Raw genomic sequence first — 13,237 nt, forward strand, 5'->3', positions numbered from 1 at the left:
CCATCACATGATCGAGACCAATCCCATCCTCGCGCAGATCACGGACCTTCGGGGCCGGGTCGAGTCGCTTAGGGGGTATCTTTGACTACGCTACAAAAAGCGAACGTCTGGAAGAAGTAAGCCGCGAACTGGAGAACCCGAACGTCTGGGACGATCCTGCGCGCGCGCAGGATCTGGGCCGCGAACGCGCCCGCCTGCATACGATCGTCGATGGCATCGACACGCTGACCGCGGGTCTGACCGATGCCGGCGATCTGCTGGAAATGGCTGTCGCCGATGACGACGAGGACACCGCCAACTCGGTCGTCGGCGACCTGGCCAAGCTCGACGCGCAGGTAGGCAAGCTGGAGTTCCAGCGCATGTTCTCCGGCAAGATGGATGCGACCAACGCGTTCGTCGACATCCAGGCCGGCGCCGGCGGCACCGAGGCGCAGGACTGGGCCGAGATGCTGCTGCGCATGTATCTGCGCTGGTGCGAATCGCGCGGCTGGAAGACCGAGCTGATGGAAGTCAGCGGCGGGGAAGTGGCCGGCATCAAGTCCGCCACGTTCCGGGTCGAAGGCGACTACGCCTATGGCTGGCTGAAGACCGAGATCGGCGTGCACCGGCTGGTGCGCAAGAGCCCGTTCGATTCGGACAACCGCCGGCACACCAGTTTCACTTCGGTGTTCGTGTCGCCGGAAGTCGACGACGACATCGACATCGAGATCAACCCGGCCGACCTGCGCACCGACGTCTACCGTTCCTCGGGCGCCGGCGGCCAGCACGTCAACAAGACCGAGTCGGCGGTGCGCATCACGCATATCCCGACCAATACGGTCGTGGCCTGCCAGACCGGCCGCAGCCAGCACGCGAACCGCGACACCGCGATGAAGATGCTGGCCGCCAAGCTGTACGAGCTGGAAGTGCAGAAGCGCAATGTCGAACGCGATGCACTGGAAGCGACCAAGTCCGATATCGGCTGGGGCAGCCAGATCCGCAACTATGTGCTCGACCAGAGCCGCATCAAGGATCTGCGCACCGGCATCGAACGCACCGATACGCAGAAGGTGCTGGACGGCGATCTTGACGAATTCATCGAGGCCAGCCTCAAATCCGGTCTCGAGGCCGGCGCCAAACGCGCCGATGCGTGAAGCCCGATCACCGACGAGGAGTACCGACATGAACGGCAACAAGATCTGCGGAATCGTTATCGCATTCGCCGCATTGGCGGCGTTCAACGGCGCGGCCGGCGCGCAGCAGAGCTCATCGGGCCCAGGCATCAAGCAGGATGTCAAGGCCGTCGGCCATGGCATCGGCAACGGCGCCCGCGACGTCGGTCACGCGACCAAGCACGTCGCCGTCTCGGTCGGGCATGGCGCGAAGGAGGCCGGCGTCGGCATCGGGCACGGTGCGAAGAAGGCCGGTATCGCCGTCGGCCACGGCGCGCGCGAGGGCTGGGATGCGACCAAACATGCGGTCAAGCACGTGTTTCACAAGGACGATTGACGAGCGCGCCGTTCCGAAGACAAACCTCGTCGCGTTGCTTGCAACCCGACCATGATCCTAAACAGAAAAGTACGCGGAAAAGCGTGTGCCGCCCGGCGCGAGCGCCGACAGTAACGGAACCCCCCATGAGTGAAACGACCGATACCTCGCCCACCGACGAGAACAAGCCTGACGTCAATCGGCTTGTTGCCGAGCGTCGTGAGAAGCTAAAAGCGCTGCGCGGGCAGGGCATCGCGTTTCCGAACGACTTCAAGGTCGACAGCTTCGCCGGGGACCTGCAGGACGAGTTCGCCGACAAGGATACGCACACGGCCGAAACCATCGAAGCCGCCGCGCGCCGTGTGAAGATGGCCGGCCGCATCGTGCTCAAGCGCGTGCAGGGCAAGGTCAGCTTCGTGCAGCTGCAGGATTTCAGCGGGCGCATCCAGCTGTTCATCCATCAGGGTACGCTCGGCGAAACCTATGAGGCGTTCAAGGGCTGGGACGTGGGCGACATCGTGGGCGCCGAAGGCGTGCTGATGCGCACCAAGACCGGCGAGCTGTCGGTGCGCGTCGACAGCCTGCGCCTGCTGACCAAGAGCCTGCGTCCGCTGCCCGACAAATTCCATGGGCTGGCCGATGTGGAGCAGCGCTACCGCCAGCGCTACGTCGACCTGATCGTCACCGAAGAAGCGCGCCGCACGTTCGTGCAGCGTTCGAAAGTCATCGGCTTCATGCGCCAATGGCTGGAAGCGCCTACGCGCCGCTTCATGGAAGTGGAGACGCCGATGATGCACATCATCCCCGGCGGCGCCACGGCCAAGCCGTTCATCACCCATCACAACGCGCTGGATCTCGACCTGTACCTGCGCGTGGCACCCGAGCTTTACCTCAAGCGCCTGGTCGTCGGCGGCTTCGACCGCGTCTACGAGATCAACCGCAACTTCCGCAACGAGGGCGTGTCGACCCGGCACAACCCCGAGTTCACCATGCTGGAGCTGTACCAGGCTTACGCCACCTACACAGAGATCATGGATCTCACCGAGGGCGTGATCCGCGATACGGCGAAAGCGGTGATCGGTAGTACCCAGCTGCATTGGGACAGCGTCGATATCGACGTCGGCCCGGCTTTCCGTCGCTGGAGCATGGAAGACGCGGTGCTGGAGCTGAATCCGGAGATTCGCCGCGAAGAATTGCGCGATCGCGAGGCGTTGGCTGCGCACGCCAAGCGGCTCGGGGCGCAGGTCAAGCCGGGCTACGGTTGGGGCAAGCTGCTGCTGGAAATCTTCGAGAAAACGGTCGAGCACACGCTGGTCCAGCCGACCTTCATCACTCAGCATCCGGTCGAGGTATCGCCGCTGGCGCGCGAGAGCGATACCGACAAGGGCATCACCGATCGCTTCGAGCTGTTCGTCAACGGCAAGGAGATCGCCAATGGCTTCTCCGAGTTGAACGACCCGGAAGATCAGGCCGCACGTTTCCAGGCCCAGGTCGACGCCAAGGATGCCGGAGACGACGAGGCCATGCACTTCGACGCCGATTACATTCGCGCCCTGGAAGTGGGCCTGCCGCCCACCGGCGGCCTCGGCATCGGCATCGACCGGCTGGTGATGTTGCTGACCGACTCCGCTTCGATCCGCGACGTGCTGCTGTTCCCCTATATGCGTCCCGAAGTCTGACGCACTCGCCGCTGTTGTTGTTGTTGTAGGAGCCCGCTGGCGGGCGATGCTCTTGCTTCGAATCCCCCTATCCCAGACATCAGAACAGGAGCATCGCCCGCCAGCGGGCTCCTACAAGAACCGACAAGAACCGGCAGCAACCGACCGGATCGCCCTGAAATCACCGATCACCCACGCTGGAGCCCGCCATGTGGTACGCCATCATCGGCACTGACAACGCAAACTCGCTGGAGGCGCGCAAGTCCGCGCGCCCGGCGCACCTGGCCCGCCTGCAGCAGCTGCAGGACGAAGGCCGCATGTTGCTGGCCGGTCCGTTTCCGGCGATCGACGCGGAAGATCCGGGTCCGGCCGGTTTCAGCGGCAGCCTGATCGTGGCCGAGTTCGCCTCGCTGGCCGAGGCGGAAAGCTGGGCCGCCGCGGATCCCTATGTTGCCGCCGGCGTGTATCGCGAGACTTCGGTCAAACCGTTCCGCAAAGTGCTGCCGTGACATGGGCACAGCGATGACCGGGCAGCCCGTCATTGAGCAGATCCGCGAACGCCTGCAAGCCGCGTTCGCGCCGAGCGAGCTGGAAGTGCTCGACGAGGGGCACAAGCACGCCGGCCATGCGGGGGAGGGCAAAGGCCACTTCCATGTGCGGATCGTCAGCGCCGCGTTTGCCGGCCAGCTGCCGATCAGGCGCCACCGGATGATCTACGCGGCGCTCGAAGGGTTGATGGATAACGGCATCCACGCGCTGTCGATCGACGCTGCTCAAGATAAATAGACATAAATAACATATAGATATTGTTTATTTTTGAAGTAAAACTTCATGTGAAACCGCATTGCAGCGCCGCCCCGCGTTTGGCACAGTGCCCTGTCGCCCGAGCAGCGGGCGTTACCTGACCGACCCTATTGATGACCGCATGCGCCTGAGCACGATCAAACTCGCCGGTTTCAAGTCCTTCGTGGACCCGACCACTCTGCATCTGCCGAGCAACATGATCGGCGTGGTCGGTCCGAACGGCTGCGGCAAATCCAACATCATCGACGCGATCCGCTGGGTGATGGGCGAAAGCGCGGCCAGCCGCCTGCGCGGCGATTCGCTGACCGACGTGATCTTTTCCGGCTCCAATTCGCGCAAGCCGGTGGGGCAGGCCACGGTCGAGCTGATCTTCGACAACGCCGACGGTTCCATCCAGGGCGAGTACGGCCAGTACGCCGAGATCTCGGTGAAGCGCCAGGTCACCCGCGACGGCCAATCCGCGTATTACCTCAATGGCGCGCGCTGCCGCCGCCGCGACATCACGGACCTGTTCCTCGGCACCGGTCTGGGGCCGCGCAGCTACTCGATCATCGAGCAGGGCATGATCAGCCAGATCATCGACGCGCATCCGGAAGAGCTGCGCATGCACCTGGAGGAAGCCGCCGGCATCTCCAAGTACAAGGAGCGCCGCAAGGAAACCGAAAGCCGCATCAAGGCCACCCGCGAGAACCTCGACCGCGTGCGCGATGTGCGCGACGAGGTCGACAAGCAGCTGGAACATCTCAATCGCCAGGCCCGCGCGGCCGAGCGCTGGAAGGCGCTGAAGGAAGAGCAGACGCGCAAGGAAGCTGAGCTGCGCGCGCTGGAATACCGCGGCCTGAAAAGCCAGCACGAAGGCGAAGGCGCGGATCTGTCGGCCGCCGAGATCGAGATCGAGAAACAGCTGGCCGGGCAGCGCCAGATCGAAGCGCAACTGGAAAGCGTGCGCGAACGCCACACCGACGCCAGCGAGCATCTGAACGCGGTGCAGGCCGACGTGTACAAGGTCGGCGCCGAGATCGCGCGGGTCGAGCAGCAGGTGCGGCACAACCGCGAAACCGCCGATCGCCTGCAGCGGACGCAGGGCGAGGCCGAACGCGAACATGCCGAGCTAGCTGCGCATATCGCCAACGACAGCGGGCAGGTCGAGGCGCTGCGCATGGCCTTGGCCGAAGGCGAGCCGAGACTCGAAGCCCTGCAGCAGATGCAGGACGACACTGCCGAAGCCCAGCGCGACACCGAGGCGAAGCTGGCCGACTGGCAGCAGCGCTGGGACAGTCATACCCGCAACGCCGGCGAATCCAACCGTGCCGCCGAAGTGGAGCGCACCAAGCTCAACTACCTGGATCGCCAGGCGATCGACCTGTCCCGGCGCCGCGAGGCGCTGGAAACCGAGCAGAAAGCCACCGACGTCGCCGCATTGGATGCCGCCGGCGAGCAGTTGCACAGCGAACACGATACCCAGCGCGAGCGCGTCGAAACCCTGGGCAGCCTGCTCGAGCAGCACAAATCCAGCCACGAGAAAGTGCAGGAAGACGAACGCCAGGTGCAGTCGGCGCTGAACGAGGCACGCCAGCAATTGCAGACCGCGCGCGGCCGGCATGCCTCGCTCGAAGCGCTGCAGCACGCAGCCCTCGGCCAGGAAGAAAGTGCCGCCAGCGGCTGGCTGGCCCGCCTCGGACTGACCAAGGCGCGTCGCCTCGGCGAATCGCTGCAGGTCGAAACCGGTTGGGAGGCCGCGGTGGAAACCGCGCTGAGCGGCTTCCTGGACAGTGTGCTGGTGGACGGCGCGCATGCGCTGGCCGCCGAATTCGGCGCGCTCGAGAACGCCGATATCGCACTGCTCGATGCCGCCGAGGGTGGGATCAACACTGCCGGCACACTGGCCGCGCATGTGCGCGGACCCGCGGCGGCGATGGCCATCCTCGGCCACGTGCTGACCGCCGAGTCGCTCGCCGACGCCCATCAGCGAGTGGCCTCGCTGTCCGCGCTGGCGCCGTACCAGTCCGTGATCACGCGCAGCGGCGAATGGCTGGGTCCGGGCTGGGCAAGAGTGCGTCGCGCGCAAGGCAGCCAGATCGGCGTGCTGGCGCGCGAGCGCGAAATCCGGCTGCTGGCCGACCAGATCGCCACGCTGGAAGCGCAGCTGGAGGAAGCCAGCGAGCAACTCGACAGCCTGCGCACCAGCAAGTTCGAAGCCGAACGTGCGCGCGACGATGCGCAGCGCGAGCTGTACAACGCGCACCGTCGCCAGTCCGAACTGGCCGGCCAGCTGCAGAGCCATCGCGGCAAGCTGGAAACAGCCCGTGCCCGCGCCGAAAAGGTCAATGGCGAGCTGACGGACCTGGCCACCCAGATCGACGAGTTGCAGAGCCAGACCCGCGAAGCGCGGGCGCGGCTGGACGAATCGGTCGGCCTGATGGGCGACCTGGAAGACCAGCGCCGCGAACTGGAAAACGAGCGCCGTGCCTTGCTCGAAGCCCGCGAGGAAGCGCGCATGAATGCGCGCGAAGCGGCGGACCAGTCGCACTCGCTGGCGCTGGCGCTGGAGTCCAAGCGTTCCTCGCTGGCTTCGCTGGAGCAGGCGCTGGGCCGCATGGACAGCCAGTTGCGGCAGATCGAGTCGCGCCGTACCGAGATCGCCGAGCAGCTCGCGGCCGGCTCCGACCCGATCGCCGAACTCGAAGCCGAGCGGCAGACCTATCTCGATCAACGCCTGCTGGTCGACAAGCAACTGGTCGAAGCGCGCCGCGCGCTCGAAGACTGCGACCTCGAATTCCGCAAGCTGGAGCAGCAACGGCATCTGGCGGAGCAGGGCTTGTCGGCGCTGCGCGAAAGCCTCTCCGCGAAACGCCTCGCCGCCCAGGCGCTGCATATGCGTGCCGAGCAGCTGGCCGAGGCGATCACCGCGTCGGGCCTGGCGCTGGAAACCTTGCTGGCCGAACTGGCCGAAGACATCGACGCGAACCAGTGGCGCCAGCAGCTGGCCGATCTCGGACAGAAAATCGCCCGGATCGAACCGGTCAACCTCGCCGCGATCCAGGAACACGCCGAGCAGAGCGAGCGCAAAACCTATCTGGACAATCAGCTCGCCGATCTGGTCAGCGCGATGGAAACGCTGGAAGGCGCGATCAAGAAGATCGATCGCGAGACCCGCCAGCGCTTCAAGGAGACTTTCGACAAGGTCAACGCCGGCGTGCAGGAGCTGTTCCCGCGGCTGTTCGGTGGCGGCCATGCCTATCTCGAACTGACCGGCGACGACCTGCTCAATACCGGCGTGTCGATCATGGCGCGCCCGCCGGGCAAGCGCGTCTCCAATATCACCTTGCTCTCCGGTGGCGAGAAAGCACTGACTGCCGTAGCCTTGGTATTCGCGATCTTCGGCCTCAATCCCGCGCCCTTCTGCCTGCTCGACGAGGTGGACGCGCCATTGGATGAGGCCAACGTGGGCCGTTTCTCCAGCCTGGTCCGGGAGATGAGCGAAAAGGTGCAATTCATCTTCATCAGCCACAACAAGGCCACCATGGAAGCGGCTACCCAGCTGTGCGGCGTGACCATGCGCGAGGCGGGCGTATCGCGGCTGGTGCAGGTGGATCTCGCCGAAGCGGCTAAACTGGCAGGAGCTGCCTGAGGAATCTCCAATGACGCTGCAACCTGTGCTCGCTTTTGCCTGGAACCCTGCCGTCGGCATTCCGTTGTTGATCGTGGGCCTTATCGTGCTGGCGCTGATCTGGTTGTTCGGTCAGCCGAAGAAAGAGCAGGGCAAACGTCGAATCGTGCCCAGCCAACATGGCGGCGAACGCCGCGAACCCACCCTTGGCGAGCAGGCAGCTGGCGAAGAGCCTTCGTTCAGTGCGTTTGGCCCGGCCATCGACGATCCCCTGGCCGGCGACGCCGGGCCCCAGCAAGGCGAACTCGAAGTGGGTTTGCGCGAAGAACTTGAGCGCCTTGGCGCCACGCTCTCCGGTCAACGCGCGCAGGTACCAGGCGAGCAGGCACCAGGTCCAGTCGCGACAAGGACCGGCAAGCCGCAACCCAAGCTGGCCGATCATGTGTCCTCGATCATCGACGCCCTGCGTGCGCCCAGTTCCAGCGAGCCCGTGCCGCCGGCACCGGCTCCCGCGGCGCCCGCGCCAGCGCCTGCAGCGACCGCCACCGGCGGCACGCCGCCACGTTCGGATCTCGGTCGACGACCGGCACAACTGCCGGTCGAGCGCATCGTCACGCTATTCGTGGTGGCGCGCGAAGGAGGGCACTTCAATGGCCCGGACCTGGTCGTGGCCGCCGAGAAGGCCGGCCTCGAATTCGGCGACATGGGCATCTATCACCGCCTGGTCGACGGCAAGCGCGAGCTCGGGCCGATCTTCAGCGTCGCCAACATGCTCAAGCCTGGCAACTTCGACCTTGCCCGCCTGGATGCCCTGCGTACGCCCGGCGTGAGCTTCTTCATGACCTTGCCGGCGCCATTGCCGGCACTGGATGCGTGGGACGCGATGCTGCCCACCGCGCAGCGTCTTGCCGAACTGCTGGATGGCCAGGTGCTCGACGAAGAGCGCAACGCTCTCGGTCGCCAGCGCATCGCCCACATCCGCGATCAGCTGCGTGGCTGGGACCGCGACCACGAAGGCAAGGCAATCATCTTCGGTCGTTGAGCGGTACCTGTCCGGGCCGCCGTTGACACATGCAGGCCCGCGCTGCCGGCAGTGGAATGGCATACGCGGGTTGTTCGCGCATCTATCGCCGACCTGGCATCCCCAAGATCAGAGCATCCCCAGCAGCAAGGCCTTGGCAACGGCCTGGGTCTTGTTGGCGACGTCTAGCTTGGTCAGGCTGCTGGTGATATGGAATGTCACGGTGCGCTCGGAGATACCCAGTATTCTCCCGATCGCTTCGGCGGTTTTGCCGGCAGCACTCCATCGCAAGATTTCTCTTTCGCGCGCCGTCAATTCGATATCGAAGACCGGCATGAGCCTTCGCATTTCCATCGCGCCGATCAGTCCATGGGTGGTATGCGACAGCCAGACCATCTGCATCTCGGTCTCGGCCAATTCGGCTTCGGTCACGATTTGATGCGACCGCGCCAGAGAAAGCATGCCGGTCGTCATGTACTTGCCGTGGGTGGCCAACGCCCACCCATGACGTATTCCGTGCGCACGGGCTTCTTCCCAGAAAGCCGGCTCGCTTCCGAAGAGATCATCGCTCCATACGACGGGGGACAACTCCCGCGATGTGCGCTGAATGAGCGGATCGATATCGAGGTAATTGTTCGCGAAATAGTGTTCCAGCCAATTCGCGGGATAGGTGCTCGCCCAGGTAACGCTGGGCTGCGACATCGGGAAGGGCATGCGCAGGACGTAAGAGCAGTATTCGAAGCCCAGATCACGCACTATGACGGCGAGCTCTTTCAGCAGATCGGCAGACGAACCTGCCGGTGATGTGAGCCTGCTCAAGCAATCTTCGCGCCAAGCTTTCACTATGTGATCCCATGTCAATCTGCAAAAACTGACAGTTGGTCGCCTTATGTGCGGGCGGTGTACGGTAAGGCTCTCGAGTATCGGGTCATGCAGGAAAGCGCTGTGAGCTCACCGTCGTCTTCATCTGCCGTTTCCCCGAAAAGATCTTCGGATGGCTATATACGCCTTACTTTCGATGCTTTTTTAAGCCTGAGCTTCCCCCAGAAGCTGGCTTGGGAGGATAACTGCCTTCAGGAGGATCTTGTCGGAAGCAGCATCCCGGCTTTCCGTGCAGGATATTGTGAATGGGCAACCGAAGATATGCCCGTGGTCAGCATAGGCTGGGCCTGGTTCGGATTGGTCGACGGGCAAAGATTCCTCGCTCCAGGCGGCATAAGCAGCAATGTCATGTTCGTGACGCAGACCAATTACGACCTGGGCATGCCCAAGACCAACGAGTTGCTATGCGCATGGCTGGCCCGCGAATGCTGGCAGCCCGTCGAGATTGCCTACACGCTGTGACTTCGCACAGCCGTCTTGCCCAGCCGCGATCCGGGTGACTTCCCGCCTTTCCTTGGGGTGGAATAGGGGCCGTCCAACACGTCGTACTCTGAGCTGCCTCTTGCGGCTACTGTAGAAACATACAGTTATCGCTGGGCGAAAATCATTCTTCAATGCCGTGTCTCTTAGAGGGGGAGGCGCGGCATATGTTCACGGTAGTGAAGGGAACTGGGAGCCAGCTCGTACCCGGCCTCGAAGCAGCGCTCGCCATCTATCGGTACGAAATATTCGTAGAGACCTTGTGCTGGCAGCTGCCTGTCAAGAACGGGTTGGAGGTCGACCAGTTCGATCTCCCGGACACGTCGTATGTCATTGTCCAGGACGCGGACGGGGCAGTATGCGGCTGCGCCCGCCTGCTGCCCACGACCAGGGCCTATCTGCTCGACGAAGTCTTCCCCTGCCTCATGAATGGCGAGCCCTCGCCACATACGCCGGAGGTCTGGGAACTGTCGCGGTTCTCGACAAAAGTCATCGGGGAGAAGACGCCACCTTCCCGTGAAGAGGCAAGGAAGCGCTTTTGTGATCTTTTTTCGGCCGTCGTCGAGATGGCGATCGAGCAAGGTGCCGTCCGGCTGATCACTTTCACCGCCATGGGGATTGAAAGAATTCTCCGCAGCATCGGTCTGCATGCGCATCGCGTCGGACCGCCTCAACTGATCGACGGCGAACCTGTCCTGGCCTTGTGGATCGAATTGGACGACCAGACGCGGCAGGCGCTGGGTCTCCCGAAGGCGGCATTGAGCGGAGTAAGGCATTAGAAAAGAGCTTCATCGGAGATGACGGCGAAACGGACGCAGGCGGGAACAAGCGTGATCGCTGTGAAGTGGGCTGGACAAGGAGCTGTTTGCGAGTGGCGCGGATGTGGTCCCTTTTCATATGCGCGAGGTGTGATCGTGGACTGAGATGAATATCTCCTTGCTGACTCGGCTTGCCGGATGTCTGTATATGACGGTGTTTGCCTCGCCACCCGTCAATGCAGCGAGTGGGTGGATGACGTTCTCGGGCGCCATTGCCGAGCCCACTTGCGATACCGCGGCTGCGGTCGACATGAGGGCTTCGATCGATCGATCGCGAACGGATGCCGGCGCAAGGCGACTGACTTGCGGCAAGCCAGGTGGCGCAAAGAACATCGCACCGACCACGTATCGGTTGATTGTGGTGCACCTGTCGAACACGGTATCGGATCCGGCGCTGAAGTATTTCGACGCATACGTGAAGGCGGATCGGCCCGGGATGGAGGATCCGCTGCTGCTGACGCGGACTTACGAATGACGGTCGCGGCGCCGACTTCGCGGCTGGCTGCGCGGCCGAACCTCGACGTTCGCGCGAACCACGGCGTCATTGGGAAAGGTTTTCAGAACACCGGTGAACATTGATTCCTGGAATACGAAAAAAATGACCAGTCAGTATGTCGTCTTCCTGTTGGGCGACCAGCGCTGCGCCCTGAACCTGTATTCCGTGGACCGCGTGGTGCACATGGTGAAGATCACCTTGTTGCCCAAGGCGCCGGTCATTGTTCTTGGTGTGGTCAACGTGCAGGGGAGCGTCATGCCGGTCATCGATGTCCGCCGTCGGTTCGGTCTCCCGGAGCGTCGGATATCGCTGAACGATCATCTCGTCGTCACGCATACCACTCGGCGCCCGTTCGCCCTGGTGGTCGATGCGGTGGTGGATGTCGTCGAATGCCAGGAACAAAGCCTGGCGCCGACGGCGAGCGTCCTCCCCGCAGCCGAATATCTGGAAGGCGTCATGAAGCTCAAAAGCGGCCTGGTCATCATCCACGATCTCGAGGCTTTCCTTTCCCTGGAAGAAGAAGATTCCCTGAATCGCGCGATGGATGCCGGTCGGGGCGCATGATGCTTCACGCTGCCCTTCCTCGCCCGTTGTTGTTGCAGCTCAGCGAATTGCTCGCCGCAAGGATGGGGTTGAACTTTACGGCAAGGTGTTGGGGCGATCTTGCACAAGGTATCGCTGCTGCCGCGTCGAGCTTCGGCATGCCGGATGCGGATTCCTGCGCCCGTTGGCTTCTGTCCGCCTCCCTGACCAAAGGGCAGATAGAAACCCTGGCCAAACATCTGACCGTGGGCGAGACCTATTTCTTTCGCGATGCATGCAGCTTCGAGGCACTCGAACGCCACGTACTGCCGCCGCTGATGCGCGAGTGCGAGCAAGCGGGTCGGCCGCTTCGCATCTGGAGTGCCGGCTGCTGTACCGGCGAGGAGCCATACTCGATCGCCATGCTTCTGGACCGTCTGACGGCGCCATTCAAGGCCTGGAACGCGAGTATCCTGGCTACCGACATCAACCCGACTTTCCTGCGCAGGGCGGCAGAGGGGACTTACGCCGAATGGTCGTTTCGGGCGACGCCGGCGTGGGCCCGGGCACGCTATTTCGTCCAGGGCAGGAACTCCCGTTTTGAAATGCGGCGCGCCATTCGCGATCGGGTGGCATTTGCCTATCTCAATCTTGCCGACGAGGCTTACCCGTCGCCCATGAATGGCACGAGCGAGCTGGACGTGATTTTCTGTCGCAATGTGCTTATGTATTTCACGCCGCCGCAGGCAGAAAGAATCGTCGAAAATTTTCGTCGCTCGCTGGTCGACGGCGGCTGGCTCGTCGTAAGCCCTGCAGAAACATCCAACAGTTTGTTCTCGCGTTTTTCGGCCGTCAGTTTTCCCGGAGCAAGTTTTTACCGCAGGCTCCCGAACCCGGCATTGCAGGATACGGCGACCATTTCCCCCGCCGCATTGCCTTGCCCAGAGCCCGACGCCTGGCCGCTGGAATGGCTGGCCGAGGGCGCATCTCCCGCACCGGCTGCGCGCGAAATACCCTTGCGCCGGGAATCCCGGTCAACGCCATGCGGGTGGGATGCGGATGATCGCGCCGCGCACATCCATGCCGACCAGGGCAGGCTCGCCGAAGCCGCCGACTATTGCGAACGGGCGGTAGCGGCAGACAGGCTGAATCCCGAACGCTTGTATTTGCTGGCCGCGATCCGCCGGGAGCAGGGCCAGAACGACCTTGCCGCACAGTCGCTGACGCGTGCGCTGTATCTCGACCCGCGTTTCGTGCTCGCGCATTTCGCGCTGGGCAACCTGTGTCTGGCGCAAGGCTCGCGCGGCGAAGCGGAGCGGCATTTCAGGAACGCCCTCGATCTCCTGCATCGGCACCCGCCGGATGAAGCCCTGCCCGAGTCGGAGGGGCTGAGCGCCGGTCGGCTTGCGGAAATTGTCGCATCGGTGCTGTCCGGCTTGTCGGGTACCTAGGCGGTTGAAGCATGAGGAGGATGCGCAC

The 13,237-nt window shown here is 63.4% G+C and carries 13 protein-coding genes; 12 read left to right on the forward strand and 1 reads right to left on the reverse strand.

From position 1 onward, the window contains the following. Positions 1-7 precede the first annotated feature (7 nt). The 7 genes from prfB (at position 8) to zipA (ending at position 8,581) form a co-directional block, all read left to right on the forward strand. Positions 8-1,133, forward strand: a protein-coding gene (gene prfB, locus ACFPPB_RS08125) for a peptide chain release factor 2 (protein WP_377326155.1) whose coding sequence is annotated in 2 segments (ribosomal slippage) — positions 8-82 and positions 84-1,133 — 1,125 coding nt in all. Because the reading frame shifts where the segments join, the coding sequence is not laid out codon by codon here. Between the two features lie 28 nt (positions 1,134-1,161). Beyond that, the gene (locus ACFPPB_RS08130; protein WP_377326157.1) at positions 1,162-1,488 is read left to right on the forward strand and encodes a hypothetical protein; all 327 of its coding nucleotides are present in this window, start codon (positions 1,162-1,164) and stop codon (positions 1,486-1,488) included. A 125-nt stretch (positions 1,489-1,613) separates the two neighbouring features. Further along, positions 1,614-3,146 (forward strand): lysine--tRNA ligase, encoded by a 1,533-nt coding sequence (gene lysS / locus ACFPPB_RS08135; RefSeq protein WP_377326159.1) that lies wholly within the window; start codon positions 1,614-1,616, stop codon positions 3,144-3,146. Between the two features lie 188 nt (positions 3,147-3,334). Beyond that, positions 3,335-3,634 (forward strand): YciI family protein, encoded by a 300-nt coding sequence (locus ACFPPB_RS08140; RefSeq protein WP_377326160.1) that lies wholly within the window; start codon positions 3,335-3,337, stop codon positions 3,632-3,634. Between the two features lie 13 nt (positions 3,635-3,647). Next, positions 3,648-3,911, forward strand: a complete 264-nt coding sequence (locus tag ACFPPB_RS08145; RefSeq protein ID WP_377326162.1) for a BolA family protein — start codon at positions 3,648-3,650, stop codon at positions 3,909-3,911. Between the two features lie 139 nt (positions 3,912-4,050). Then, positions 4,051-7,560, forward strand: a complete 3,510-nt coding sequence (gene smc / locus ACFPPB_RS08150) for a chromosome segregation protein SMC (protein ID WP_377326164.1) — start codon at positions 4,051-4,053, stop codon at positions 7,558-7,560. 10 nt (positions 7,561-7,570) lie between these two features. Further along, positions 7,571-8,581, forward strand: a complete 1,011-nt coding sequence (zipA, locus tag ACFPPB_RS08155) for a cell division protein ZipA (RefSeq protein ID WP_377326166.1) — start codon at positions 7,571-7,573, stop codon at positions 8,579-8,581. Positions 8,582-8,689: 108 nt separating this feature from the next. Here the strand turns inward: zipA and ACFPPB_RS08160 are convergent, their stop codons facing one another. Beyond that, positions 8,690-9,379, reverse strand: coding sequence for an autoinducer binding domain-containing protein (locus ACFPPB_RS08160; RefSeq protein ID WP_377326168.1), 690 nt, complete (start codon positions 9,377-9,379; stop codon positions 8,690-8,692). A 126-nt stretch (positions 9,380-9,505) separates the two neighbouring features. On the opposite strand from ACFPPB_RS08160, the gene ACFPPB_RS08165 reads away from it, so the two are divergent. From ACFPPB_RS08165 to ACFPPB_RS08185, 5 genes are all read left to right on the forward strand, one after another. After that, on the forward strand, positions 9,506-9,904 hold the full coding sequence (locus ACFPPB_RS08165) for a DUF4902 domain-containing protein (protein ID WP_377326170.1): 399 nt from the start codon (positions 9,506-9,508) through the stop codon (positions 9,902-9,904). A gap of 185 nt (positions 9,905-10,089) precedes the next feature. Then, on the forward strand, positions 10,090-10,701 hold the full coding sequence (locus tag ACFPPB_RS08170; protein WP_377326172.1) for an acyl-homoserine-lactone synthase: 612 nt from the start codon (positions 10,090-10,092) through the stop codon (positions 10,699-10,701). A gap of 187 nt (positions 10,702-10,888) precedes the next feature. Next, the gene (locus ACFPPB_RS08175; protein WP_377326174.1) at positions 10,889-11,215 is read left to right on the forward strand and encodes a hypothetical protein; all 327 of its coding nucleotides are present in this window, start codon (positions 10,889-10,891) and stop codon (positions 11,213-11,215) included. A 93-nt stretch (positions 11,216-11,308) separates the two neighbouring features. Then, positions 11,309-11,800, forward strand: coding sequence for a chemotaxis protein CheW (locus ACFPPB_RS08180; RefSeq protein WP_377326176.1), 492 nt, complete (start codon positions 11,309-11,311; stop codon positions 11,798-11,800). Continuing rightward, positions 11,797-13,209, forward strand: coding sequence for a CheR family methyltransferase (locus tag ACFPPB_RS08185; RefSeq protein ID WP_377326178.1), 1,413 nt, complete (start codon positions 11,797-11,799; stop codon positions 13,207-13,209). Before ACFPPB_RS08180 ends, ACFPPB_RS08185 begins: the two co-directional genes overlap by 4 nt. Positions 13,210-13,237 lie beyond the last annotated feature (28 nt).

The organism is Rhodanobacter terrae (genome assembly GCF_042657005.1).
GTDB lineage: Bacteria > Pseudomonadota > Gammaproteobacteria > Xanthomonadales > Rhodanobacteraceae > Rhodanobacter > Rhodanobacter terrae.